Source organism: Streptomyces sp. CBMA291, assembly GCF_014596525.1.
Taxonomy (GTDB): Bacteria; Actinomycetota; Actinomycetes; order Streptomycetales; family Streptomycetaceae; genus Streptomyces.
This window is the reverse complement of record NZ_MSJP01000067.1, coordinates 1-25,974: the sequence shown is the minus strand read 5'-3', so window position 1 is coordinate 25,974 and position 25,974 is coordinate 1. Positions and strand designations below refer to the sequence as shown.

Sequence of the window (25,974 nt, the reverse complement as noted above, 5' to 3'; positions counted from 1 at the left end):
CCCGCACCTTTCGGTGCGGGGCCTCTCCTTACTGCTCAGCGGCTCCTGCGAGCCACCAGGTCAGTTCAAGATCAGGCGTTGATCTTGACGACCTGGCCGGCGCCGACGGTCCGGCCACCCTCACGGATGGCGAACTTCAGGCCCTCCTCCATGGCGACGGGCTGGATCAGCTCGACGGTCATGGAGGTGTTGTCGCCCGGCATGACCATCTCGGTGCCCTCGGGGAGGGTCACGACGCCGGTCACGTCCGTGGTACGGAAGTAGAACTGCGGGCGGTAGTTGTTGAAGAACGGGGTGTGACGGCCACCCTCGTCCTTCGACAGGATGTAGGCCTGGGCCTCGAAGCTGGTGTGCGGCGTAACCGAACCCGGCTTGATGATGACCTGGCCGCGCTCGACATCCTCGCGCTTGATGCCACGGAGGAGCAGACCGACGTTCTCACCGGCCTGGCCCTCGTCGAGCAGCTTGCGGAACATCTCGATGCCGGTGACCGTGGTGGTGGTCTTCTCGGTCTTGATGCCGATGATGTCGACGGTCTCGTTGACCTTGAGGACACCACGCTCGATACGACCGGTGACGACGGTGCCACGACCGGTGATCGTGAAGACGTCCTCGATCGGCATCAGGAACGGCTTGTCGACATCGCGCTCGGGCTGCGGGATCGACTCGTCGACGGCGTGCATGAGGCCGAGGAGCTTCTCGCCCCACTCCTTGTCGCCCTCGAGAGCCTTGAGCGCCGAGACGCGGACGACCGGCAGGTCGTCGCCCGGGAACTCGTACTCGGAGAGGAGCTCACGAACCTCGAGCTCGACGAGCTCCAGGATCTCCTCGTCGTCCACCATGTCGGCCTTGTTCAGGGCGACGACGATGTACGGAACGCCGACCTGGCGGGCCAGGAGCACGTGCTCCTTGGTCTGCGGCATCGGGCCGTCGGTGGCGGCGACCACGAGGATGGCGCCGTCCATCTGCGCCGCACCCGTGATCATGTTCTTGATGTAGTCGGCGTGACCGGGGCAGTCGACGTGAGCGTAGTGACGCTGCTCAGTCTGGTACTCGACGTGCGCGATCGAGATCGTGATACCGCGCTGGCGCTCCTCGGGAGCCTTGTCGATCTGGTCGAAGGCCGAGGCCTCGTTCAGGTCCGGGTACGCGTCGTGCAGCACCTTGGTAATGGCGGCCGTGAGGGTCGTCTTACCGTGGTCAATGTGACCGATGGTGCCGATGTTGACGTGCGGCTTAGTCCGCTCGAACTTCGCCTTCGCCACTGGGGTCCTCCTGGAGTGGTTCTGAACGCCTTGCTTCATCGGCGCCAGGTGATCTTTGCTGGGATGCCAGTCGCCGGGGCCCGTTCCTCGGGTTTCGGGGGCGAGCCCCGACGACTGGTGTCAAGCCTAAAGCGTGTACTCGGAAGAGTTACTCGCCCTTGGCCTTCGCGATGATCTCCTCGGCGACGTTCCGCGGAACCTCGGCGTAGGAGTCGAACTGCATCGAGTAGCTTGCGCGACCCGAGGTCTTGCTGCGGAGGTCTCCGACGTAGCCGAACATCTCCGAGAGGGGCACGAGGCCCTTCACGACGCGAGCGCCGCTGCGCTCCTCCATGGCCTGAATCTGGCCACGGCGGGAGTTGATGTCGCCGATGACCTCACCCATGTAGTCCTCGGGCGTGGTGACCTCGACGGACATCATGGGCTCGAGGATGACCGGCGAAGCCTTCCGCGCGGCCTCCTTGAAGGCCTGCGAACCGGCGATCTTGAACGCGAGCTCGGAGGAGTCGACCTCGTGGTAGCCACCGTCGAGAAGGATGACGCGGACGCCAGTCATCTCGTAGCCGGCCAGGATGCCGAACTGCATGGCCTCCTGCGCACCCGCGTCGACCGAAGGGATGTACTCCTTCGGGATGCGGCCACCGGTGACCTTGTTCACGAACTCGTAGGAGGCGTCGCCACCCTCGATCGGCTCGATCGCGATCTGCACCTTGGCGAACTGACCGGTACCACCGGTCTGCTTCTTGTGGGTGTAGTCCACGCGCTCGACGGTCTTGCGGATCGTCTCGCGGTACGCGACCTGCGGCTTGCCGACGTTCGCCTCGACCTTGAACTCGCGACGCATACGGTCGACGAGGATGTCGAGGTGAAGCTCGCCCATGCCACCGATGATGGTCTGGCCGGTCTCCTCGTCCGAGTGCACCTGGAAGGAGGGGTCCTCCTCCGCGAGACGCTGGATGGCGACACCCAGCTTCTCCTGGTCACCCTTGGACTTGGGCTCGATCGCGACCTGGATGACCGGCGCCGGGAAGTCCATGGACTCCAGGATCACCGGGTTCTTCTCGTCGCACAGCGTCTCACCGGTGGTGGTCTGCTTCAGGCCCATGACGGCGATGATGTCGCCGGCGCCCACCGAGTCGATCTCCTCACGCTTGTTCGCGTGCATGCGGTAGATCTTGCCGATGCGCTCCTTCTTGCCCTTGACGGAGTTCAGCACCGAGGTGCCGGCCTCCAGGCGACCGGAGTAGATCCGGACGAAGGTGAGCTTGCCGAGGTGCGGGTCGCTCGCGATCTTGAACGCGAGGGCCGACAGCGGCTCGTCGTCGGACGGCTTGCGCTTCACGACGACGTCCGCGTCCTTGACGTCCTGGCCCTCGATGGCCTCGACGTCCAGGGGCGACGGCAGGTAGCGGACGACAGCGTCGAGCAGGGGCTGGATGCCCTTGTTCTTGAACGCGGTGCCACAGAACACGGGGGTGACCGTGGTCTCGCCGCCCTTGCCGGAGGCGATGGTGATACGACGCACGGCGGCGTACAGCTGCTCCTCGGTGGGCTCGACGCCCTCCAGGAACAGCTCCATGACCTCTTCGTCGTTCTCGGCGACGGCCTCGACGAGCTTGCCGCGGTACTCCTCGGCCAGCTCCGCGAGGTCGGCCGGGATGTCGACGACGTCGTACATCTCGCCCTTGGAGGCCTCGGCGGAGTACACCAGGGCCTTCATGCGGACGAGGTCGATGACGCCCTGGAAGTCGGCCTCGGCACCGATCGGGAGCTGCATCACGATCGGGGTCGCGCCAAGGCGGTTCACGATCATGTCGACGCAGCGCAGGAAGTCGGCGCCGGTGCGGTCGAGCTTGTTGACGAAGCAGATACGCGGAACGCCGTAGCGGTCCGCCTGTCGCCAGACGGTCTCGGACTGGGGCTCGACGCCGGCCACACCGTCGAACACGGTGACAGCACCGTCGAGCACGCGCAGCGAACGCTCCACCTCGACGGTGAAGTCGACGTGACCCGGCGTGTCGATGATGTTGATCGTGTGATCGACGTCTTCGAGCGTCCAGTGGCAGGTCGTCGCGGCAGACGTGATCGTGATGCCGCGCTCCTGCTCCTGCTCCATCCAGTCCATCGTGGCAGCGCCGTCGTGGACTTCACCGATCTTGTAAGAGACACCGGTGTAGAACAGGATGCGCTCGGTGGTGGTCGTCTTGCCCGCGTCGATGTGGGCCATGATGCCGATGTTGCGCACCTTGGCCAGGTCAAGCGAAGTGGTAGCCATAAGGCTTCAGTCTTCTCTCGGTCTCGATGTGGGTTGCGACTACCAGCGGTAGTGCGCGAAGGCCTTGTTGGACTCGGCCATCTTGTGCGTGTCCTCGCGCTTCTTGACCGCGGCTCCGAGCCCGTTCGAGGCGTCGAGGAGCTCGTTCATGAGGCGCTCGGTCATGGTCTTCTCGCGACGGGCGCGGGAGTAACCGACGAGCCAGCGGAGGGCCAGCGTGGACGCGCGGCCCGGCTTGACCTCGATCGGCACCTGGTAGGTGGCGCCACCGACACGGCGGGACTTGACCTCAAGGGCCGGCTTGACGTTCTCAAGCGCGCGCTTCAGCGTGATGACCGGGTCCTGGCCGGTCTTCTCGCGAAGACCCTCCATGGCGCCGTACACGATGCGCTCGGCGGTGGAACGCTTGCCGTCCAGCAGGATCTTGTTGATCAGCGAGGTGACAAGAGGAGAGCTGTAGACCGGGTCGATGATGACCGGGCGCTTCGGGGCGGGGCCCTTACGAGGCATTCTTACTTCTCCTTCTTGGCGCCGTAGCGGCTGCGAGCCTGCTTACGGTTCTTGACGCCCTGCGTGTCGAGGGAACCGCGGATGATCTTGTAACGAACACCCGGCAGGTCCTTCACACGGCCACCGCGCACGAGCACGATGGAGTGCTCCTGCAGGTTGTGACCCTCACCCGGGATGTAGGCCGTGACCTCGATGCCGGAGGTCAGACGCACACGCGCGACCTTACGGAGCGCCGAGTTCGGCTTCTTCGGGGTGGTCGTGAACACACGCGTGCAGACGCCGCGGCGCTGAGGGGAACCCTCAAGTGCGGGCGTCTTGTTCTTCTCGACCTTGTCCTGCCGGCCCTTACGGACCAGCTGCTGGATCGTAGGCACTACTTCTCCGGTTTCTGTGTGCCGTCGGTAAAACTAACCTGGAACACTCTCCGACCCACGCGGTCGGGTGTGTCGAATCGCGCTTCCCGCCGCCAGAGACGGAACGGGCGCGGATCGCGGTGGCCCGTATCGGACTCGCGGTGCGGTTGAAGACACGCACGCGAGCCCAGGCACACCCCAGGCACAAGGCATGAGCGTACCTATCGCATGGACTCCGGTCAAAACAAATGCCCACGCGCAGGTCAGCGATGTGCGCCACACCGACCTCGGCGCGCCGGACCGGCGACGGAACGTATCTCCCCGGTCACCCTGCCAGAAAACGGAGCAGCGAGTCCCGCAACTCGGCGACGAACCGCTCCCGGGTCTCCCCCGGCACCAGATCCAGGGAGAGATACGGATTCAGGTCCTCCAGTTCGACCAGGAGCAGCTCTCCCCCGGGCGCCCGGCAGGCGTCGACCCGCTGGACCCCGTGGTCGAGGGTGTTCCAGTCGAGGAAGCGGCGGGCGAAGGCGAGGTCCGCCGCGTCCGGTCCGTACGGCTCAAGGACCCAGCGGCGGCCCGGATCGGGGGCGTACAGGGCGTACTGGAAGCGGTCGTCCACGTAGTAGAACGACACCTCGTGGCGGAAGTCGATCCTCGGCTGGACGAGCAGTCCCGTCAGGTCGAGCCCGGTCAGTTCCTCCCGGGGCAGGAAGCGCAGGCCCAGCGAGTCGGCGCCGTCCCTCGGCTTGACCGCGTACGCCTCCGCCGGGGGCAGCGAGGGCAGGTCGGCCGCCCGGTCGACGGTGGGTATCACCGGGTACCCGGCCCGGGTGAGGTCCAGGAGGTACTGCTTGCCGGCCATGTCGCCGCGTCCGTGCAGCGGGTTGTAGACGCGGGTGCCCCGGGCCAGCGCGGTGGCCCGGAACTCCTCGTAGGCCTCCCGGTAGGCCAGGACGGGCCCGCTGTTGCGGACGACGACGGCGTCGAAGGAGTCCATCAGCGCCGTCGCGTCCAGCGGGTGGCAGAGGGCCAGGTCGAAGCCCTCCCGGAGGCGGGCGGTGAGCCAGGTGTCCTCGTCCCCGTACCGGCGTCCCCTGGCCGGGTAGGCGAGGTCGGTGACGTAGAGCAGACGGGGTCGGGCGGACACGGGCGGCTCCTGGGGCGGGTGGCGACTCGGTCGGGTGGCCCCGGCGCGTCGGCGGGGTGGGCGTCAACCTACCGCCGGGTGGTACGCCGAAGGGCGGCCACCCCACACGGGGTGACCGCCCTTCGGTTACTCACTGCTTACTGGTTGTACGGACCGTAGTCGTAGTCTTCCAGCGGCACGGCCTGGCCGGAGCCCGAGCCGAACGGCGAGTAGTCGATGTCGTCGTAGCCGACGGCCGAGTACATCGCGGCCTTGGCCTCTTCGGTCGGCTCGACCCGGATGTTGCGGTAGCGGGACAGACCCGTACCGGCCGGGATGAGCTTACCGATGATGACGTTCTCCTTGAGGCCGATGAGGCTGTCGGACTTGGCGTTGATCGCCGCATCCGTCAGGACTCGGGTCGTCTCCTGGAAGGAGGCGGCCGACAGCCAGGATTCCGTCGCCAGCGAGGCCTTGGTGATACCCATCAGCTGCGGACGGCCGGAGGCGGGGTGACCGCCCTCGGTGACCACCCGACGGTTCTCGGTCTCGAACTTCGAACGCTCGACCAGCTCGCCCGGCAGCAGCTCCGCGTCGCCGGACTCGATGATCGTCACACGGCGGAGCATCTGCCGGATGATGATCTCGATGTGCTTGTCGTGGATCGACACGCCCTGCGAGTTGTAGACCTTCTGGACCTCGGCGACCAGGTGGACCTGGACCGCACGCTGACCGAGGATGCGCAGCACGTCGTGCGGGTTGGTGGCACCCACGGTGAGCTTCTGGCCCACCTCGACGTGGTCGCCCTCGCCCACGAGCAGACGGGCACGCTTCGAGATCGGGTACGCCGTCTCGTCGGTGCCGTCGTCCGGGGTGACGACGATCTTCTTGGTCTTCTCGGTCTCCTCGATACGGACGCGGCCGGCCGCCTCCGAGATCGGGGCGACACCCTTGGGCTGACGCGCCTCGAAGAGCTCGACGACACGCGGCAGACCCTGGGTGATGTCGTCACCGGCCACACCACCGGTGTGGAAGGTACGCATCGTCAGCTGGGTACCGGGCTCACCGATGGACTGGGCGGCGATGATGCCGACCGCCTCACCGATGTCGACCAGCTTGCCGGTGGCGAGCGAACGGCCGTAGCAGAAGGCACAGGTGCCGACGGCGGACTCACAGGTCAGGACCGAACGGGTCTTGACCTCCTCGACGCCCGCGTTGACCAGGGCGTCGATGAGCACGTCGCCCAGGTCGACGTTGGCCGGCGCGATGACCTTGCCGTCCACGACGACGTCCTCGGCGAGCATCCGCGCGTACACGGAGGTCTCGACGTCCTCGGTCTTGCGCAGGACACCGTCGGCGCCGCGCTCGGCGATCCGCAGCTTCAGACCGCGCTCGGTGCCACAGTCCTCCTCGCGGATGATCACGTCCTGCGAGACGTCCACCAGACGACGGGTCAGGTAACCCGAGTCGGCGGTACGCAGGGCGGTGTCCGCCAGACCCTTACGGGCACCGTGCGTGGAGATGAAGTACTCCAGAACGGTGAGGCCCTCACGGAAGGACGCCTTGATGGGACGCGGGATCGTCTCGTTCTTCGCGTTCGACACCAGACCACGCATACCCGCGATCTGACGCATCTGCATCATGTTTCCTCGGGCACCCGAGTCGACCATCATGAAGATGGGGTTCGTCTTCGGGAAGTTCGCGTTCATCGCCTCGGCGACCTCGTTGGTCGCCTTGGTCCAGATCGCGATGAGCTCCTGCGTGCGCTCTTCCTTGGTGATCAGACCGCGCTCGTACTGCTTCTGGACCTTCTCGTCCTGCTCCTCGTAGCCCTTGACGATGGCCTTCTTGGCCTCGGGCACGACGACGTCGGAGATGGCCACGGTGACACCGGAACGGGTCGCCCAGTAGAAGCCCGCCGCCTTCAGGTTGTCGAGCGTCGCCGCCACGATGACCTTGGGGTAGCGCTCGGCGAGGTCGTTGACGATCTCGGAGAGCTGCTTCTTGCCGACGGAGTAGTCGACGAACGGGTAGTCCTCGGGCAGCAGCTCGTTGAAGAGCGCGCGGCCCAGCGAGGTGCGCAGGCGGAACGAGTCACCCTGCTGCCACTCGGGCTCACCCTCCTCGGCGACCGGGGGAACCCAGCCACGCGGAGCGACGGTGCCCACCGGGAAGCGGATGTCGATCTGCGACTGGAGCGCCAGCTCGCCGGCGTCGAACGCCATGATCGCCTCGGCCGTGGAGCCGAACGCGCGGCCCTCGCCCTTGGTGTCACGCAGCTCGCCGTCGGTGGTGAGGAAGAACAGACCGAGGACCATGTCCTGGGTCGGCATCGTCACCGGACGCCCGTCGGCGGGCTTGAGGATGTTGTTCGAGGACAGCATCAGGATGCGGGCCTCGGCCTGCGCCTCCGCGGAGAGCGGCAGGTGGACGGCCATCTGGTCACCGTCGAAGTCCGCGTTGAACGCGGTGCAGACGAGCGGGTGGATCTGGATGGCCTTGCCCTCGACCAGCTGCGGCTCGAAGGCCTGGATGCCGAGGCGGTGCAGCGTGGGCGCACGGTTCAGCAGAACCGGGTGCTCGGCGATGACCTCTTCGAGGACGTCGTACACGACCGTGCGGCCGCGCTCGACCATCCGCTTGGCGCTCTTGATGTTCTGCGCGTGGTTCAGGTCGACCAGGCGCTTCATCACGAACGGCTTGAAGAGCTCAAGCGCCATGGCCTTCGGCAGACCGCACTGGTGCAGCTTGAGCTGCGGGCCGACGACGATGACGGAACGCGCCGAGTAGTCGACACGCTTGCCGAGCAGGTTCTGACGGAATCGACCCTGCTTGCCCTTCAGCATGTCGCTGAGGGACTTCAGCGGACGGTTGCCGGGGCCCGTGACCGGGCGACCGCGACGGCCGTTGTCGAAGAGGGCGTCGACCGCCTCCTGGAGCATCCGCTTCTCGTTGTTCACGATGATCTCGGGGGCACCGAGGTCGAGCAGACGCTTCAGACGGTTGTTGCGGTTGATCACGCGGCGGTACAGGTCGTTCAGGTCGGAGGTCGCGAAGCGGCCACCGTCCAGCTGCACCATCGGACGCAGGTCCGGCGGGATGACCGGCACGCAGTCGAGAACCATGCCCTTGGGGCTGTTCGCCGTCTGAAGGAACGCGGAGACGACCTTGAGGCGCTTGAGCGCACGGGTCTTCTTCTGGCCCTTGCCGGTACGGATGATCTCGCGGAGGCGCTCGGCCTCCTCCTCCAGGTCGAAGGACTCCAGGCGCTTCTGAAGCGCCGCGGCACCCATCGAGCCGTCGAAGTACGTGCCGAAGCGGTCACGCAGCTCGCGGTAGAGGAGCTCGTCGCCCTCCAGGTCCTGGACCTTGAGGTTCTTGAAGCGCGACCAGACCTCGTCCAGACGGTCGATCTCGCGCTGCGCGCGGTCGCGCAGCTGCTTCATCTCGCGCTCGGCACCCTCGCGCACCTTGCGGCGCACATCGGCCTTGGCGCCCTCGGCCTCCAGCTCGCCGAGGTCGTTCTCCAGCTTCTTGGCACGGGCCTCGAGGTCGGAGTCGCGACGGTTCTCGATGTGCTGGCGCTCGACGGAGACGTGCGCCTCCAGCGAGGGCAGGTCACGCGTACGACGCTCGTCGTCGACGTACGTGATCATGTACGCCGCGAAGTAGATGACCTTCTCAAGGTCCTTCGGGGCGAGGTCCAGCAGGTAGCCAAGGCGCGAAGGAACGCCCTTGAAGTACCAGATGTGGGTGACGGGAGCGGCCAGCTCGATGTGGCCCATCCGCTCACGGCGCACCTTGGCGCGGGTGACCTCGACGCCACACCGCTCACAGATGATGCCCTTGAAGCGGACACGCTTGTACTTGCCGCAGTAGCACTCCCAGTCCCGGGTCGGACCGAAGATCTTCTCGCAGAAGAGTCCGTCCTTCTCGGGCTTGAGCGTGCGGTAGTTGATGGTCTCCGGCTTCTTGACCTCGCCGTGGCTCCACTGACGGATGTCGTCAGCGGTGGCCAGACCGATCCGGAGCTCGTCGAAGAAGTTGACGTCGAGCACTATGCGTCAATCCCTCTCAGGGTTGTAAGGCTGTGGGGTCTGATACGGGGGTCCTGGGGCCGGTGGGGGGACCGTTGCTGGTCCCCCCACCGGACTCCCGTCAGACCTCTTCGACGCTGCTCGGCTCGCGCCGGGACAGGTCGATGCCGAGCTCCTCCGCTGCGCGGAAGACGTCCTCGTCGGTGTCGCGCATCTCGATGGACATGCCGTCCGAGGACAGCACCTCCACGTTGAGGCACAGGGACTGCATCTCCTTGATGAGCACCTTGAAGGACTCGGGGATGCCGGGCTCAGGGATGTTCTCGCCCTTGACGATGGCCTCGTAGACCTTCACGCGGCCGGTCACGTCGTCGGACTTGATCGTCAGCAGCTCCTGGAGGGCGTACGCGGCGCCGTATGCCTCCAGCGCCCACACCTCCATCTCACCGAAGCGCTGGCCACCGAACTGGGCCTTACCACCCAGCGGCTGCTGGGTGATCATCGAGTACGGGCCGGTCGAACGCGCGTGCAGCTTGTCGTCGACCAGGTGGTGGAGCTTGAGGATGTACATGTACCCGACCGAGATCGGGTCCGGGAACGGCTCGCCGGAGCGGCCGTCGAACAGCCTCGCCTTGCCGGTCGGGAGCACCATGCGCTCGCCGTCGCGGTTCGGGATGGTGTGCTGGAGCAGACCCGCGAGCTCGTCCTCACGCGCACCGTCGAAGACCGGGGTGGCGACGTTGGTACCGGGGGCGACCTGGTCGGCACCGATGACCTGGAGGCGCTGCGCCCACTCGTCCGCGAGACCGGAGACGTCCCAGCCGCGGCTGGCGAGCCAGCCGAGGTGGATCTCCAGGACCTGTCCCGGGTTCATTCGGGACGGGACACCCAGCGGGTTGAGGATGATGTCGACCGGGGTGCCGTCTTCCAGGAAGGGCATGTCCTCGATCGGGAGGATCTTGGAGATGACACCCTTGTTGCCGTGACGGCCGGCGAGCTTGTCACCATCGGTGATCTTGCGCTTCTGGGCGACGTAGACGCGGACCAGCTGGTTCACGCCCGGGGGAAGCTCGTCGCCCTCCTCACGGTCGAAGACGCGCACGCCGATGATCTTGCCGATCTCGCCGTGGGGCACCTTCAGGGAGGTGTCGCGGACCTCGCGCGCCTTCTCGCCGAAGATCGCGCGGAGCAGACGCTCCTCCGGGGTCAGCTCGGTCTCGCCCTTGGGCGTGACCTTGCCGACCAGGATGTCGCCGGCGACGACCTCGGCACCGATGCGGATGATGCCGCGCTCGTCGAGGTCGGCGAGGACCTCCTCGGAGACGTTCGGGATGTCCCGGGTGATCTCCTCCGGGCCGAGCTTGGTGTCACGGGCGTCGACCTCGTGCTCCTCGATGTGGATCGAGGAGAGGACGTCGTCCTGCACGAGGCGCTGCGACAGGATGATCGCGTCCTCGTAGTTGTGGCCCTCCCACGGCATGAACGCCACGAGCAGGTTCTTGCCGAGCGCCATCTCGCCGTCTTCGGTGGCGGGACCGTCGGCGAGGACCTGGCCCTCGATGACGCGGTCGCCCTCGTCCACGACGACCTTCTGGTTCACAGAGGTGCCCTGGTTGGAGCGGGAGAACTTGTGCAGGCGGTACGTGATGTACGTGCCGTCGTCGTTGGCGACCGTGATGTAGTCGGCCGACAGCTCCTGGACGACACCGCTCTTCTCGGCCTTGAGCACGTCGCCGGCGTCGGTGGCGCAGCGGTACTCCATGCCGGTGCCGACGAGCGGGGCCTCGGACTTGATCAGCGGAACGGCCTGACGCATCATGTTCGCGCCCATGAGGGCACGGTTGGCGTCGTCGTGCTCAAGGAACGGGATCATGGCGGTCGCGACCGACACCATCTGGCGCGGCGAGACGTCCATGTAGTCCACGTCCGACGGCTCGACGTAGTCGACCTCGCCGCCACGCTTGCGGACCAGGACGCGGTTCTCGGTGAAGCGCAGGTCGTCGTCGAGCGCGGCGTTGGCCTGCGCGATGACGAACCGGTCTTCCTCGTCGGCGGTGACGTAGTCGACCTCGTCGGTGACCTGGCCGTCGACGACCTTGCGGTACGGCGTCTCGATGAAGCCGAACGCGTTGACGCGGCCGTACGAGGCGAGCGAACCGATCAGACCGATGTTCGGGCCTTCGGGGGTCTCGATCGGGCACATGCGTCCGTAGTGGGACGGGTGCACGTCTCGGACCTCGAAGCCGGCCCGCTCACGGGAGAGACCGCCGGGGCCCAGCGCCGAGAGACGACGCTTGTGCGTCAGACCCGACAGCGGGTTGTTCTGGTCCATGAACTGGGACAGCTGGCTGGTGCCGAAGAACTCCTTGATGGAGGCGACGACCGGCCGGATGTTGATCAGGGTCTGGGGCGTGATCGCCTCGACGTCCTGAGTGGTCATGCGCTCGCGCACGACACGCTCCATACGGGCGAGACCCGTACGGACCTGGTTCTGGATCAGCTCGCCGACGTTGCGCAGGCGGCGGTTGCCGAAGTGGTCGATGTCGTCGGTCTCGACGACGATCTCGTTGCCGTTCTCGCCGATCGTCTCGGTCTCGCCCGCGTGGAGCTTGACCAGGTACTTGATCGTGGCGATGACGTCGTCGGTGGTGAGGACGCCGGCGTTCAGCGGCTCGTCCGCGCCGAGCTTCTTGTTCACCTTGTAGCGGCCGACCTTCGCGAGGTCGTAGCGCTTCGGGTTGAAGTAGAGGTTCTCGAGCAGCGTCTGAGCGGCCTCACGGGTCGGCGGCTCGCCCGGACGCAGCTTGCGGTAGATGTCGAGCAGCGCGTCGTCCTGGCCCTGGGTGTGGTCCTTCTCCAGGGTGGCGCGCATGGACTCGTACTCGCCGAACTCCTGGAGGATCTGCTCGGTGGTCCAGCCGAGAGCCTTGAGGAGGACGGTGACGGACTGCTTGCGCTTGCGGTCGATGCGGACACCGACCAGGTCGCGCTTGTCGATCTCCATCTCCAGCCAGGCACCCCGGGAGGGGATGATCTTGGCCGAGAAGATGTCCTTGTCGGACGTCTTGTCGATGGAGGAGTCGAAGTAGACACCAGGCGAGCGGACCAGCTGCGACACGACGACACGCTCGGTGCCGTTGATGACGAAGGTGCCCTTGTTCGTCATGAGCGGGAAGTCGCCCATGAAGACCGTCTGGGACTTGATCTCGCCGGTCTCGTTGTTCGTGAACTCGGCGGTGACGAAGAGCGGGGCGCCGTACGTGAAGTCACGGTCCTTGCACTCGTCGATGGAGTTCTTCGGGGGCTCGAAGCGGTGGTCGCGGAACGTCAGCGACATCGACCCGGAGAAGTCCTCGATCGGGGAGATCTCCTCGAAGATCTCTTCCAGACCGGACTTGGTGGGGACGTCCTGTCCCGACTCAAGGGCGGCCTCGACGCGAGCCTTCCAGGCGGCGTTGCCGAGCAGCCAGTCAAAGCTCTCGGTCTGCAGCGCGAGGAGGTTCGGAACCTCGAGGGGCTCCTTGATCTTTGCAAAGGAGATGCGCAGCGGGGCGGTGCTTGCGCCGTTGTTCGTATTGGTCGAGGCGTTGCGCGAGGCGGCCAAGAGGGGGTCCTTCCGAGGGCTCGGACTCACTACGCGCGTACCGGTCCCCAGCAGTGCTCCACGGCAGACAAGGTCTGAGACGGCCAAAAGGCCAGGTCAGAACGGGTCGGCCGACGAAGCTGATGCGAAGGTATGCCCCTGGTGACGGGCAGGAGGCAGCTAACAGGCAGCGCAAAGGGTCAGTGTAGCCACTTGGCTCACTGATGTCCAGGGCGACTTCTTCGCGACCCTCGTTGCTCTCAACTCCGTGGTACCTCGCGCCGTGTGGCGCACCTCGATACTGCCCCATCAGTCGTCGATCCATGCCTCGGAATCGGATCGTTGTGACGACGCGTCCTGAGAATTGCGCGCTGCGTGCGGTTCGTCAAGGCCCCCCGGTCTGCGGGGCGCACGGCGAAGATCACCATACTCCGCTCCCGGCGCCCCTCCGGACCCCCGCCACGCACGTCAGGGGACGCCAAAAGGCGACCACCCATAAGGGTGATCGCCTTTTGATGCCTCCGCGTTACACGGCGGCAGGAGTCAGCTCAGCGAGCCGAAACGGTCTTACTTGACCGTGACGGAGGCGCCGGCGGCCTTGAGGGACTCGGCGGCCTTCTCGGCGACGTCCTTCGCGACCTTCTCGAGGACCGGCTTCGGGGTGCCGTCGACGAGGTCCTTGGCCTCCTTCAGGCCGAGGGAGGTGAGCTCACGCACGACCTTGATGACCTGGATCTTCTTGTCGCCGGCACCCTCGAGGATGACGTCGAACTCGTCCTGCTCCTCGGCGGCGGCGGCGGCGTCGCCACCACCCTGACCCGGGGCGGCAACGGCGACGGCCGCGGCGGCGGTGACGTCGAACTTGGTCTCGAACGCCTTCACGAACTCGGAGAGCTCGATGAGGGTCATCTCCTCGAACTGGGCGAGGAGGTCGTCCTGAGAGAGCTTCGCCATGATGGGCGATCCTTCCACTAATTCGGCAGGTGCCGATGTGTCTATAGAGGCGGGCGTAACGGCCCGCTACGACCCGCGCACTAGGCGGCGCGGATCAATGCGCGAGCCGAATTACTCGGCACCGCCCTGCTCGGCGAGCTTGACGCGAAGCGCTTCCGCGGTGCGGACGAACTTCGACGGCAGCGCCTGGAAGAGCGAGGCAGCCTGAGACTGCTTGCCCTTGAACGCGCCGGCCAGCTTGCTGAGCAGAACCTCGCGGGACTCAAGGTCCGCAAGCTTCTTGATGTCGTCGGCGGAGAGAGCCTTACCGTCAAGGACACCGGCCTTGATGATGAGGTTCGGGTTCTCCTTGGCGAAGTCACGCAGGGCCTTCGCCGACTCCACCGGGTCACCGGTGACGAAGGCGACCGCGGTCGGACCAGCGAAGTGCTCGTCCAGTGCGGTGATCCCGGCCTCGTTGGCCGCAATCTTGGTCAGCGTGTTCTTCACCACGGCGTACTGGGCGTTCTCACCGAGAGAGCGACGCAGCGTCTTGAGCTGCGCGACGGTGAGACCCCGGTACTCGGTCAGCACGGCGGCGTTGGAGCTCTGGAACGCGTCCTTGAGCTCGGCCACCGATGCAGCCTTGTTGGGCGTCGGCATAGTGCGTCGGCCTCCTTCCGGGTGATGAGGACCGCTCAGAAGGGGGCTGAACAAACAAAACGCCCCGGCGCAGGCGCACGGGGCGTAGCTCGACCGAATGAATTCGGGAACTTTCCACAGTCACCTGCGCGGGTCGTCCGCAGTCAGCGGATCCTTCGGCCACCGCACCCGATAGGGCACAGCAACGACCAGCGGTCTTTGGCTTCTGTGGAAGCGTACGTGATGGCCTGGGCCAGGGGCAAATCAGCCCTGTCCCATCTCCTGGAGCATCTCCATGAAGTCGACGGTGTCCTTGGCCGGCGGGGCCTGGACGTCGCTCTTGGTGCCGTAGTCGGAGTAGTGGGCCGCCATCTTCATGCTGCCCTCCTTGGTCTTCACGCCGACGTCCATCCGGACCGGGTAGCCGTCCTCGCCGACCCAGACCTGGGTGTCGTACGCGGTGACCCCGGCCTTCTTGACGCCCTCGACCATCTTGGTGCGCTCCTCCTCGGAGAACGCCTCGAAGGACTTGTTGGCGGCGAGCATCTGGTCCAGGGTCAGCGTGCCCTTGTAGTGCTGGGTCTCGACGCCGTCGACCTTCTCCGCGCCGACGTGCTTGAGGTCGGGCGACTGAAGGAGGAGGGCGAGCTGCTGGGCCGGGTCCTGGTTCATGTTCTCCAGGCCGCCGGTCATCGACTTCCCCAGGCCCTTGTCGCCGCCACCGGCGGCGTCGGTCAGGGCCTTCAGGTCCATCTTCATCCAGCGCTTGCCGTCCATCTCGGCGGCCTGCGCGGCACCCATGTCCATGTACATGACGTTGTCGCGCATGATCATGCGCATTTCCTTGGGGCCCGTGCCGTCCCCGCCGTCGAGCATCGCGCCCTTGTAGGTGATGTCCATCACCGCGGGGTCCCAGCCCTGGACGCCGGTCATCTCCAGGGTGCCGCCACCGCCGGCGGCGGCGGGCATCTCCATGGTCATGCGGACCTTCGCCGACTTGGCGGCCGAGGTCTTCTTGTACGCGGTCTGGATCACCTTGGAGGTGTCCTCAGGGCCCTGCGCCTGCGCCTTGGCGGGCTTGTCCGCGGCCTTCTTGTCGCCGCCGTCGTCCTGACAGCCCGCGACGCCCACGATGACGGCGGTGGCCGAGAGGGCGACGCCCGCCCGCTTCCACATGGCGTTCTTCATAAGTTCCCCACCCCTGATCCAGGTCTTTACGAATGTTTTAACCGTAACAAAGGGACCGGCCCCGTACCTCCGGGGGAGGTACGGGGCCGGTGACCACTCAGTGAACCCGGGGGGTTCAGACCGCGGCCGGGTCCTCCTCGACGAGGAGGTTGCGGGTGCGGTTGGAGTCCAGCGGGATGCCGGGGCCCATCGTCGTCGTCAGGGTCGCCTTCTTGATGTAACGGCCCTTGGCGGCGGACGGCTTCAGACGGAGGATCTCGTCCAGGGCCGCGGCGTAGTTCTCGACCAGCTTCGTCTCGTCGAAGGAGACCTTGCCGATGATGAAGTGCAGGTTCGAGTGCTTGTCGACGCGGAACTCGATCTTGCCGCCCTTGATGTCGTTGACAGCCTTCGCGACATCGGGGGTGACGGTGCCGACCTTGGGGTTCGGCATGAGACCACGCGGGCCGAGGACGCGGCCGAGGCGGCCGACCTTGCCCATGAGGTCCGGGGTGGCCACCACGGCGTCGAACTCGTTCAGGCGGTTGCCCTTGGAGATCTCGTCGATGAGCTCGTCGGAGCCGACGATGTCGGCGCCCGCGGCGATCGCGGCCTCGGCACGGTCACCGGTCGCGAAGACCAGGACCCGGGCGGTCTTGCCGGTGCCGTGCGGAAGGTTCACGGTGCCACGGACCATCTGGTCGGCCTTGCGCGGGTCGACACCCAGGCGGAAGGCGACCTCGACGGTGCCGTCGAACTTCGTGGTGGCGGTGTCCTTGGCGAGACGGACGGCCTCAAGAGGCGCGTAGTTCCGCTCGCGGTCGATCTTGGCGTCCGCGGAGCGGAGAGCCTTGCTGCGCTTCACTTCTTCTCCTGTTGGTTCAGGTGTGGAGTCGTGGTGTGGGCCAGCGCCGGCCCTACCACTGAGGTCAAACGGGGAGCTGAGCTGATCAGCCCTCGACCGTGATGCCCATGGAACGGGCGGTGCCAGCGATGATCTTGGACGCGGCGTCCAGGTCGTTGGCGTTCAGGTCGGGGAGCTTGACCGTGGCGATCTCGCGGACCTGGGCGGCCGTGAGCTTGGCAACCTTGGTCTTGTGCGGCTCGCCGGAGCCCTTGTCCACACCAGCGGCCTTGAGGATCAGCTTGGCGGCCGGGGGGGTCTTCGTCACGAAGGTGAAGGAGCGGTCCTCGTAGACCGTGATCTCCACCGGCACGACCATGCCACGCTGCGACTCGGTCGCGGCGTTGTAGGCCTTGCAGAACTCCATGATGTTGACGCCGTGCTGACCCAGCGCGGGGCCGACCGGCGGAGCCGGGTTGGCCGCACCGGCGTTGATCTGGAGCTTGATAAGCCCCGTGACCTTCTTCTTCTTGGGAGGCATTGCTCTCTCCGGGTCCTAGTGAGAGTGTTCAGCCCGCCATCCGGTCATCCGGATGGAGGCATACCGCACAACGATAACGGGTATAGACGCGCGGCGAAAAACCGAGCAGGTCAGAGCGGCTGTGGAAGCCACCCTGACCTGGTCGGAAACCTAAGGGATTCAGTTCTTCTGGATCTGGTCGAAGCTCAGCTCGACCGGGGTCTCGCGACCGAAGATCTCGACGAGGCCCTTGACCTTCTTCGAGTCGGGGTTGATCTCGTTGATCGTCGCCTGGAGGGTGGCGAAGGGGCCGTCGGTGACGGTGACCGAGTCGCCGACCTCGAAGTCCAGGACCTGGACCTCCAGCTTGCGGGCCGGAGCCGGCTTGCCCTCGGCCTCGGCGGCCTCGCGGGCGGCCTTCTCCTCGGCCTCCGGGGCGAGCATCTTGACGATCTCGTCCAGGGTCAGCGGGTACGGGTCGTAGGCGTTGCCGACGAAGCCGGTGACACCGGGGGTGTTGCGGACGACGCCCCACGACTCGTTCGTCAGGTCCATGCGGACGAGGACGTAGCCGGGGAGCTTGTTCTGCTTGACGTTCTTCCGCTCGCCGCCCTTGATCTGGACGATCTCTTCCTCGGGGACCTCGGCCTGGTAGATGAAGTCCTCGACGTTGAGCGAGACGGCGCGCTGCTCCAGGTTCGCCTTCACGCGCTTCTCGTAGCCCGCGTAGGTGTGGATGACGTACCACTCGCCCGGAAGGGTGCGCAGCTCCTCGCGGAGCGCGGCGACGGGGTCGACCGGGGCGGCCGGCTCGGCCTCCTCCGTGTCCTCGTCGGACTCGACGGACTCGTCGCTCTCCTCGTCCGCAGCGTCCTCGACGGTCTCGTCGTCGGCGGGCTCTTCGGCCTCGTCGTCGCCGGACTCGTCGTCGGCGTCCTCGGACTCGTCGTCGCCCTCGGCGTCCTCGTCCTCGACGTGGAGGGCGGCGTCCTCGGCGGCCTCGCCGGCGAGGTCGTCAGCAGCTTCGGCCTGGTCCTCGTCGGCGGCCTCGACGATGTCCAGCTCGTCCTCGACGGACTCGGACTCGAAGGCGTCGTTCAGGTTCGCGTCAGACACGTGGCTGCTTCTTCCTGCGATACAGATGGGGTGGAACAAGAAGTCAGCCGAAGACGTACTTGACTGCTTCCTGGAACCCATAGTCAATCACGGTGACGAGGGCAATCATGATGACGACGAAGACGATCACCACGGTCGTGTACGTCGACAGCTGGCTGCGCGTGGGCCAGACGACCTTGCGGAGCTCCGCGATGATCTGTCGGTAGAAGAGCGCGAGACGGCCCAGGGGGCCCTTCTTTCCGCGCTTGCCGCCCTTGCGGGACTTCTTCTTCGACTCGGCGGTCTCGTCGTCGGCATCAGGCATGTCGATGGAGCCTACGGCGTCCGTCAAGATCACTCACCTGATTCCGGGTCGGCCGTGCCGCGCCCGGGTTGAGCCGCACGGCGGTGCAATGAAGTACGTACATGCGCACAACACCTGGCGGTGTGTGTAGCAGGGCCGGAGGGACTTGAACCCCCAACCGCCGGTTTTGGAGACCGGTGCTCTACCAATTGAGCTACGACCCTTTGTCGGTGATCCTCAACCTACCGCATCGTGTGATGTGGTCGTTGTGGGCCAACGAGCAGTGAGCATACGTGCTCAGGGGCCCTCCCGTCGAACAGAAACCACGAGCGACCTGCCGTCGGACGAGCGTACGACCTGGAATGACCGCTCCTGTCCGGTCCGTGAAACCTGTGTGCCGGGGCTTGGACCGGTCTGGGACCATGGCCGTATGAGCGCTGCTACTCCTCCCACCGAGCGCCGGGTCTCCGCCCGCGTCGGTGCGATCTCCGAGTCCGCCACCCTCGCCGTCGACGCCAAGGCCAAGGCCCTCAAGGCCGCCGGGCGTCCGGTCATCGGTTTCGGTGCGGGTGAGCCCGACTTCCCGACCCCGGACTACATCGTCGAAGCGGCCGTCGAGGCCTGCAGGAACCCGAAGTACCACCGCTACACGCCGGCCGGCGGTCTGCCCGAGCTGAAGAAGGCCATCGCCGCCAAGACGCTCCGCGACTCCGGCTACGAGATCGACCCCGCCCAGGTCCTGGTGACCAACGGCGGCAAGCAGGCGATCTACGAGGCCTTCGCCGCGATCCTCGACCCGGGCGACGAGGTCATCGTCCCGGCGCCGTACTGGACGACGTACCCCGAGTCGATCCGTCTGGCGGGCGGCGTCCCGGTGGATGTCGTGGCCGACGAGACCACCGGCTACCGGGTCTCGGTGGAGCAGCTGGAGGCGGCCCGCACCGAGCGGACCAAGGTCGTCCTCTTCGTCTCGCCGTCGAACCCGACCGGCGCGGTCTACAGCGAGGCGGACGCCGAGGCGATCGGCCGCTGGGCCGTCGAGCACGGTCTGTGGGTCCTCACCGACGAGATCTACGAGCACCTGGTCTACGGCGACGCGAAGTTCACCTCGCTCCCGGCGCTCGTGCCCGAGCTGCGCGAGAAGTGCATCGTGGTCAACGGTGTGGCGAAGACGTACGCGATGACGGGCTGGCGCGTCGGGTGGCTCGTGGGCCCGAAGGACATCGTGAAGGCGGCGACGAACCTCCAGTCGCACGCCACGTCCAACGTGAGCAACGTCGCGCAGGTCGCCGCGCTCGCCGCCGTCTCCGGGAACCTGGACGCGGTCGCCGAGATGCGCGCCGCCTTCGACCGGCGCCGCCAGACGATCGTGCGGATGCTGAACGAGATCGAGGGCGTGTACTGCCCCACCCCCGAGGGCGCGTTCTACGCGTACCCGTCGGTGAAGGCGCTGCTCGGCAAGGAGATCCGGGGCAAGCGCCCGCAGACCTCCGTCGAGCTCGCGGCCCTGATCCTGGACGAGGTCGAGGTCGCGGTCGTCCCGGGCGAGGCCTTCGGCACCCCCGGCTACCTGCGTCTGTCGTACGCGCTGGGCGACGAGGACCTGGTCGAGGGCGTGTCCCGGATCCAGAAGCTGCTCGCCGAGGCGACCGCCTGAGTCCGTACGGGTCCGCCCGAGGCGGGCTCGGCCGAACGGGCCCCGGTTCTCCGGAACCGGGGCCCGTTTTTGCGTTCTAGCAAGGTCCCGATCGGGGAAACGGGGTGTTCTCGTCCATTCGGGTGCGGCAGGATCGGCCGATGGAGCATGTCTACCGCGATCTCAGCACCCTGCCCAAGGCCCATCTGCACCTGCACTTCACCGGTTCGATGCGGCCCTCGACCCTGCTCGAACTGGCCGACAAGTACGGGGTGAGCCTCCCCGAGGCGCTCAGGAGCGGTACTCCCCCGAGCCTGCGGGCCACGGACGAGCGGGGCTGGTTCCGCTTCCAGCGCCTGTACGACATCGCCCGCTCCTGTCTGCGCGCCCCCGAGGACATCCAGCGGCTGGTGCGCGAGGCGGCGCAGGAGGACGTCAGGGACGGCTCCGGGTGGCTGGAGATCCAGGTCGACCCCACCTCGTACGCCCCGCATCTCGGGGGGCTCATCCCGGCGCTGGAGATCATCCTGGACGCGGTCGACGCGGCCTCCCGCGAGACGGGGCTGGGGATGCGGGTGGTGGTGGCGGCGAACCGGATGAAGCACCCCCTTGAGGCGCGTACGCTCGCGCGGCTCGCGGTGCGGTTCGCGGACCGGGGCGTGGTCGGCTTCGGGCTCTCCAACGACGAGCGGCGGGGCATGGCGCGGGACTTCGACCGCGCCTTCGCCATCGCGCGGGACGGCGGGCTGCTCGCGGCGCCGCACGGCGGGGAGCTGACGGGCCCCTCGTCCGTACGGGACTGCCTGGACGACCTGCGGGCGGCCCGGGTGGGGCACGGGGTGCGGTCGGCGGAGGACCCCCGGCTCCTTCGGAAGCTCGCGGAGCGGGGGGTGACCTGCGAGGTCTGCCCGGCGTCCAATGTGGCCCTCGGGGTGTACGAGAAGCACGAGGACGTCCCCCTGCGCACGCTCTTCGAGGCGGGGGTGCCGATGGCGCTCGGCGCGGACGACCCGCTGCTCTTCGGCTCGCGGCTCGCGGGGCAGTACGAGATCGCGCGCCGTCACCACGACTTCACCGACGAGGAGTTGGCGGAACTGGCCCGGCAGTCGGTCCGGGGCTCGGCGGCCCCCGCGGACATCCGGGCGAAGCTGCTCGCGGGAATCGACGACTGGATCGCCTGATCCCCTCCCCCGCTCCCCTCCCGGGCGGCCGTACGCGCGCGTGGGCTCAGTCGGTGGTGGGACCGATCCCCTGGAGCAGGGTGCGGGCGAGGTTCCGCGCGAAGTCGTCGAGGGCCTCCGGCGGACGCCGGTCCGGGCTGGTCTCCCAGGCGAAGGAGCGTTGGACGCAGGCTCCGAGGAGCAGGGCGGCGGCGGTGTCGGCCGGGAGATCGTCCGTCAGGCACTGGCCGGGGGCCACGAGGTGACTGCGGTCGTCAGGAATCCGGTGCGGCTCGCGCTGACGCATCCGCGCCTCACGGTGCTGCGGAGCGATCTGTCCGGTCCCGAGGTCCTGCGCGGGGCGTGACGCGGTGCTCTCCGGTCCGGGCGCCAGGACCCGCGCGGAGGCGGGGGTGGCGGCCCGGCTCACCCGTGCGGTGCTCGCGGCCATGGAGGCGGAGGAGGTCCGGCGGCTCCTGGTGGTCAGCGCGGCCCCCGTCGGTCCGGTCCCCGCCGGTCAGGGGCTCCTGGACAAGGCCGTCCTCAAGGGCGTCGGCGCCTTCCTGAAGGACGTCTACGCCGATCTGCGGGTCATGGAGGCGGAACTCGCCGCGAGCGACACGGACTGGACGTCCGTCCGCCCGCCCAGGCTGACCGACAGGCCGGTCACCGGCCGGTACCGCACCGTCGTCGGTGGAAACCCGCCCCGGGGCCGTTCCCTGGCCCGCGCGGACGTGGCCCACGCGATGCCGGCGATGGTCGAGGACCCGGCCACGGTCGGGCAGGGGGTGGGGGTGGCGTAGTGAGACCGGACGGGGACGCCGTCGGGGCGGTGTCCTGTCCGGCTCCGTGGACGGGGTCCTGTGAGGGTCCAGGCAGGAGGTCCCGTGAGGGTCCGGGAGGGGTCCCGTGCGGTCGGTCGGAGCACGGCCGTGCGGGAGGGTCCTAGAGCTGGACCCCGACCGTCACCGGCTCGTTGACGAGGGTGATGCCGAAGGCGTCCCTGACCCCGGCGACGACCTCGCGGGCGAGGGCGAGGAGGTCCTCGGTGGTCGCCTCGCCCCGGTTGGTGAGCGCGAGGGTGTGCTTGGTGGAGATCCGGGCGGGCCCGGTCCCGTACCCCTTGGTGAAGCCCGCCTTGTCGATGAGCCAGGCGGCGGAGGTCTTCACCGCGCCGTCCTCGCCCGCGGGGAAGGCGGGCGGGGTGACGTCGGCGCCGAGCCGCCCGGCCACGCGCGCGAGGAACGCCTCGTACTCCCCCGCCGTGAGGATCGGGTTGGTGAAGAAGGAGCCGGCCGACCAGGTGTCGTGGTCCGCCGGGTCCAGGACCATGCCCTTGCCCGCGCGCAGCCGCAGGACGGTCTCCCTGGCCTTCGCGAGCGGCACCCGGTCCCCCGCCGCCACGCCGAGGACGCGGGCGGTCTCGGCGTACCGGATCGGCGCGGACAGGCCGTCCGCGTCCTCCAGCTCGAACCGGACGCGCAGCACCACGTACCGCTCGGGGTGCTCCTTGAAGAGGCTGTGCCGGTACGAGAAGGCGCACTCGGCGTTGGTCAGCGTGACGGTCTCCCCCGCGCGCCGGTCGTACGCGACGACCTCGGTCACGGTGGCGGAGACGTCCTGCCCGTAGGCGCCGACGTTCTGGATCGGGGTGGCGCCCGCCGAGCCGGGGATGCCGGCCAGGCACTCGACCCCGGCGAGCCCCGCCTCCACGGTGCGGGCGACCGCGTCCGTCCAGACCTCGCCCGCGGCCAGCTCCAGCCGGGTCCCGTCGAGGGAGAAACCGGTGGTGGCGATGCGCAGCGCGGTGCCGTCGAAGCCCTTGTCCCCGATGACGAGGTTGGACCCGCCCCCGACGACAAGCAGCGGGATCCCCGCGTCGTCGGCCTCGCGGACCGCCGCGACCACCTCGTCGTCGGTGGTGGCGGTGACCAGCCGGGCGGCGGGCCCGCCGAGCCTGAAGGTGGTCAGGGGGGCGAGGGGGGCGTCGTTGAGGAGCTGCACGGGCTCAAGGTTACGGCTGTTCCGACTGCGGGTTTCGACTGCCGCGGTGGAAATGCCGAAGCCCCGGCGCCGCCGGGCACCGGGGCGACATACGGGTGGGCTCAGCCCAGCTCCACCACGGCCCGGGACATGCCCAGGACCTTCTGGCCGGCGGAGGTGGCGGTGAGGTCGACGCGCACCCGGCGGTCGTCGAGCTTGGCCGCGACCTTCGCCGAGACCTCGATCACGGCGCCCTCGTCGTCGTTGGGGACGACGACCGGCTTGGTGAAGCGGACGCCGTACTCGACGACGGCGGCGGGGTCGCCGGTCCAGTCGGTCACGACGCGGATCGCCTCGGCCATGGTGAACATGCCGTGGGCGATGACGTCGGGCAGGCCGACTTCCTTGGCGAACTTCTCGTTCCAGTGGATGGGGTTGAAGTCGCCGGAGGCTCCGGCGTAGCGGACGAGCGTGGCGCGCGTCACGGGGAAGGCCGCGGCGGGCAGTTCGGTGCCGACCTCGACCTCGTCGTAGGAGATCTTCGCGGTCATGGTCAGGCCCCCTCGGGTGCGCGGGAGACGAGCTTGGTCCAGGCGGTGACCACGTGCTCGCCGGAGGCGTCGTGGACCTCGCCTCGGATGTCCAGGATGTCGTTGCCCGCGAGGGACTTGATCGCCTCGATGGTGGAGGTGACCGAGAGCCGGTCTCCGGCGCGTACGGGCCGGGTGTAGGCGAACTTCTGGTCGCCGTGCACGACGCGGCTGTAGTCCAGGCCGAGCTGCGGGTCCTCGATGACCGCGCCCGCCGCCTTGAACGTGATGGCGAACACGAAGGTCGGCGGGGCGATCACCTCGGAGTGTCCGAGCGCCTTGGCCGCGTCGGTGTCGGTGTACGCGGGATTCGCGTCGCCGATCGCCTCGGCGAACTCGCGGATCTTCTCGCGGCCGACCTCGTAGGGCGCGGTGGGCGGATAGGTCCGGCCCACGAAGGACTGGTCGAGCGCCATGGACTCGATACCTCCTGGATTTGTTGCCGAGATTTTCTGCCGACAAACGACACGAGGCCGCCCCCGAGTGGGGGCGGCCTCGTATACGAGCCTGATTAGCGCGTCTCGCGGTGAGCCGTGTGCGAGTTGCAGCGGGGGCAGTGCTTCTTCATCTCAAGACGGTCCGGGTTGTTACGCCGGTTCTTCTTGGTGATGTAGTTCCGCTCCTTGCACTCCACGCAGGCCAGCGTGATCTTCGGGCGGACGTCGGTGGCAGCCACGTGAGTGCTCCTTGGACGGATGGACGGATGAACGCATAAAAGAGTAGCCGATCGAAGGACCGACCCCACAATCGGCTACCGTGTGTAGCGGTGACCGGACTTGAACCGGTGACACAGCGATTATGAGCCGCTTGCTCTACCGACTGAGCTACACCGCTTTGATGATCTGGACCCCGTCCGAAGACGGGACCCTTCTCACCAGAGCCCCAATACGGAATCGAACCGTAGACCTTCTCCTTACCATGGAGACGCTCTACCGACTGAGCTATTGGGGCGAGCGAGGAAGACATTACACGGTCTCCGGCCCATCACCCAAATCCGTTTCCCCGCCCCCCTCGGACGCCCCGTCCCGGGCCCGCTCCGGGCTCTCACCAGGCACCTCACCTGCGGCCTGACCCGGCGCCTCGTACGCCACTCGTGGCCTCATCGGTACGACTATTGCGCTCCTCCCGGAAGCGTGCCGGGAGCGCCCCTAGGCTCGGCCCACGCTGCGTGATCTTGAGCGTGAGGGGAGCCCGAGAAGCCGATGTCCGCCGACAGCAAGCAGCCCCAGCCGCCACCCGAGGACGGGTCCGCCACCACCGACGCCACCTCGCTCCTGCTCTGCCACGCCCGGCTCGCCGACGGGCGGACCGTCGACGTACGGCTGCTCGGCGGACGCATCGAGGCGGTCGGCACGGCCGGCAGCCTCACCACCGTCGGGGCGCGGGTCGACCTCGGGGGGCATCTGCTGCTGCCCGCCGCCGCCGAGCCGCACGCCCACGCCGACACCGCGCTCACCGCCGATGCGCCGGGCCCCCTCTCGTACGCCTCCGAGGAGGTGCAGCGGCGGGCCACCGAGGCGGCGCTGCTCCAGTTGGGCCACGGCGCGACCGCGCTGCGGGCGCATGTGCGGACCGGGGACGCGCAGGGCCTCGGGCCGCTGGAGGCGGTGCTCCAGGCCCGGCGCTCGCTGCGCGGTCTGGTGGACCTGACGGCGGTGGCGGTGCCCCGGCTGCTCACGGGGGTGGCGGGCGCGGACGGTCTGGCGATGCTGCGGGACGCGGTGCGGATGGGCGCGGGGGTGATCGGCGGCTGTCCCGATCTCGATCCGGACCCTTCGGGCTATGTGGAGGCGGTGCTCGGGCTGGCGGCCGAGCACGGGCTCCCGGTCGATCTGCACACGGACGGCGGGGATCCGGCGCGGCTCGCGCTGCTCGCGTCGATGGCGGGCGGGCTGCGGGCGGGGGTGGCGATCGGGCCGTGCGCGGGGCTGGGGCGGCTGCCGGTGGA

Annotated in this window: 21 protein-coding genes, 3 tRNA genes and 2 pseudogenes; 4 read left to right on the top strand and 22 right to left on the bottom strand. The window is 67.7% G+C overall.

All coding sequences use genetic code 11. The annotated features are described in order from the left end of the window. Positions 1-71: 71 nt before the first annotated feature. The 15 genes from tuf to BU197_RS16865 all read right to left on the bottom strand — a co-directional run bounded on the left by tuf (position 72) and on the right by BU197_RS16865 (position 18,881). Positions 72-1,265: an elongation factor Tu gene (tuf, locus tag BU197_RS16935; RefSeq protein WP_188269132.1), complete on the bottom strand. Its 1,194-nt coding sequence runs from the start codon at positions 1,263-1,265 to the stop codon at positions 72-74. Positions 1,266-1,413: 148 nt separating this feature from the next. After that, complete coding sequence (fusA, locus tag BU197_RS16930; RefSeq protein ID WP_188269131.1) at positions 1,414-3,540, bottom strand: elongation factor G; 2,127 nt, start codon at positions 3,538-3,540, stop codon at positions 1,414-1,416. Between the two features lie 39 nt (positions 3,541-3,579). Next, a complete protein-coding gene (rpsG, locus tag BU197_RS16925; protein WP_015035567.1) occupies positions 3,580-4,050 on the bottom strand; it encodes a 30S ribosomal protein S7 in 471 nt (156 codons plus the stop codon). Between the two features lie 2 nt (positions 4,051-4,052). Continuing rightward, on the bottom strand, positions 4,053-4,424 hold the full coding sequence (rpsL, locus tag BU197_RS16920; RefSeq protein WP_003948652.1) for a 30S ribosomal protein S12: 372 nt from the start codon (positions 4,422-4,424) through the stop codon (positions 4,053-4,055). A gap of 304 nt (positions 4,425-4,728) precedes the next feature. Then, positions 4,729-5,553: a hypothetical protein gene (locus tag BU197_RS16915; RefSeq protein ID WP_188269130.1), complete on the bottom strand. Its 825-nt coding sequence runs from the start codon at positions 5,551-5,553 to the stop codon at positions 4,729-4,731. Between the two features lie 137 nt (positions 5,554-5,690). Beyond that, positions 5,691-9,590, bottom strand: a complete 3,900-nt coding sequence (locus tag BU197_RS16910) for a DNA-directed RNA polymerase subunit beta' (RefSeq protein WP_188269129.1) — start codon at positions 9,588-9,590, stop codon at positions 5,691-5,693. A 100-nt stretch (positions 9,591-9,690) separates the two neighbouring features. Continuing rightward, complete coding sequence (gene rpoB / locus BU197_RS16905; protein ID WP_188269128.1) at positions 9,691-13,173, bottom strand: DNA-directed RNA polymerase subunit beta; 3,483 nt, start codon at positions 13,171-13,173, stop codon at positions 9,691-9,693. 546 nt (positions 13,174-13,719) lie between these two features. Next, positions 13,720-14,106 (bottom strand): 50S ribosomal protein L7/L12, encoded by a 387-nt coding sequence (gene rplL, locus BU197_RS16900; RefSeq protein WP_188269127.1) that lies wholly within the window; start codon positions 14,104-14,106, stop codon positions 13,720-13,722. Positions 14,107-14,217: 111 nt separating this feature from the next. Then, on the bottom strand, positions 14,218-14,748 hold the full coding sequence (gene rplJ / locus BU197_RS16895; RefSeq protein WP_030687887.1) for a 50S ribosomal protein L10: 531 nt from the start codon (positions 14,746-14,748) through the stop codon (positions 14,218-14,220). 243 nt (positions 14,749-14,991) lie between these two features. Then, entirely contained in the window at positions 14,992-15,915 is a 924-nt protein-coding gene (locus BU197_RS16890) for a hypothetical protein (RefSeq protein WP_188269126.1), read from the bottom strand. Positions 15,916-16,030: 115 nt separating this feature from the next. Then, on the bottom strand, positions 16,031-16,759 hold the full coding sequence (gene rplA / locus BU197_RS16885) for a 50S ribosomal protein L1 (RefSeq protein WP_188269125.1): 729 nt from the start codon (positions 16,757-16,759) through the stop codon (positions 16,031-16,033). Positions 16,760-16,844: 85 nt separating this feature from the next. Beyond that, positions 16,845-17,279 (bottom strand): 50S ribosomal protein L11, encoded by a 435-nt coding sequence (gene rplK, locus BU197_RS16880; RefSeq protein ID WP_188269124.1) that lies wholly within the window; start codon positions 17,277-17,279, stop codon positions 16,845-16,847. 159 nt (positions 17,280-17,438) lie between these two features. Further along, complete coding sequence (gene nusG / locus BU197_RS16875; protein ID WP_188269123.1) at positions 17,439-18,374, bottom strand: transcription termination/antitermination protein NusG; 936 nt, start codon at positions 18,372-18,374, stop codon at positions 17,439-17,441. A gap of 43 nt (positions 18,375-18,417) precedes the next feature. Continuing rightward, on the bottom strand, positions 18,418-18,705 hold the full coding sequence (gene secE, locus BU197_RS16870; protein WP_188269122.1) for a preprotein translocase subunit SecE: 288 nt from the start codon (positions 18,703-18,705) through the stop codon (positions 18,418-18,420). Between the two features lie 103 nt (positions 18,706-18,808). Then, positions 18,809-18,881: transfer RNA gene (locus BU197_RS16865), tRNA-Trp, on the bottom strand. 206 nt (positions 18,882-19,087) lie between these two features. Between BU197_RS16865 and BU197_RS16860 the strand changes: the two genes are divergently transcribed. Both BU197_RS16860 and BU197_RS16855 read left to right on the top strand, forming a co-directional pair. Then, entirely contained in the window at positions 19,088-20,314 is a 1,227-nt protein-coding gene (locus tag BU197_RS16860) for a pyridoxal phosphate-dependent aminotransferase (protein WP_188269121.1), read from the top strand. Positions 20,315-20,454: 140 nt separating this feature from the next. Beyond that, positions 20,455-21,474, top strand: coding sequence for an adenosine deaminase (locus BU197_RS16855; RefSeq protein ID WP_188269120.1), 1,020 nt, complete (start codon positions 20,455-20,457; stop codon positions 21,472-21,474). A 46-nt stretch (positions 21,475-21,520) separates the two neighbouring features. On the opposite strand, the gene BU197_RS16850 is transcribed toward BU197_RS16855, so the two are convergent. Continuing rightward, positions 21,521-21,712, bottom strand: coding sequence for a hypothetical protein (locus BU197_RS16850; protein ID WP_188269209.1), 192 nt, complete (start codon positions 21,710-21,712; stop codon positions 21,521-21,523). On the opposite strand from BU197_RS16850, the pseudogene BU197_RS16845 reads away from it, so the two are divergent. After that, a pseudogene (locus tag BU197_RS16845) lies at positions 21,635-22,256 on the top strand (NAD(P)-dependent oxidoreductase). The gene BU197_RS16850 and the pseudogene BU197_RS16845 overlap by 78 nt on opposite strands. Before the next feature lie 142 nt (positions 22,257-22,398). On the opposite strand, the gene BU197_RS16840 reads toward BU197_RS16845, so the two are convergent. From BU197_RS16840 to BU197_RS16815, 6 genes are all read right to left on the bottom strand, one after another. Continuing rightward, positions 22,399-23,511: a UDP-N-acetylmuramate dehydrogenase gene (locus BU197_RS16840; protein WP_188269198.1), complete on the bottom strand. Its 1,113-nt coding sequence runs from the start codon at positions 23,509-23,511 to the stop codon at positions 22,399-22,401. A gap of 47 nt (positions 23,512-23,558) precedes the next feature. Continuing rightward, positions 23,559-23,987 carry a MaoC family dehydratase gene (locus BU197_RS16835; RefSeq protein WP_188269119.1) on the bottom strand — a complete coding sequence of 143 codons (429 nt, stop codon included), beginning with the start codon at positions 23,985-23,987 and terminating at the stop codon, positions 23,559-23,561. 2 nt (positions 23,988-23,989) lie between these two features. Further along, positions 23,990-24,442 carry a MaoC family dehydratase N-terminal domain-containing protein gene (locus tag BU197_RS16830; RefSeq protein ID WP_188269118.1) on the bottom strand — a complete coding sequence of 151 codons (453 nt, stop codon included), beginning with the start codon at positions 24,440-24,442 and terminating at the stop codon, positions 23,990-23,992. A gap of 95 nt (positions 24,443-24,537) precedes the next feature. Continuing rightward, a complete protein-coding gene (gene rpmG, locus BU197_RS16825; protein ID WP_003956487.1) occupies positions 24,538-24,702 on the bottom strand; it encodes a 50S ribosomal protein L33 in 165 nt (54 codons plus the stop codon). Positions 24,703-24,787: 85 nt separating this feature from the next. Continuing rightward, positions 24,788-24,860: transfer RNA gene (locus BU197_RS16820), tRNA-Met, on the bottom strand. A gap of 44 nt (positions 24,861-24,904) precedes the next feature. Next, a tRNA-Thr gene (locus tag BU197_RS16815) sits at positions 24,905-24,977 on the bottom strand. 251 nt (positions 24,978-25,228) lie between these two features. Here BU197_RS16815 and BU197_RS16810 point away from each other — a divergent pair. Continuing rightward, positions 25,229-25,974 (top strand): annotated as a pseudogene (locus BU197_RS16810) (hydrolase); the annotation flags it as partial.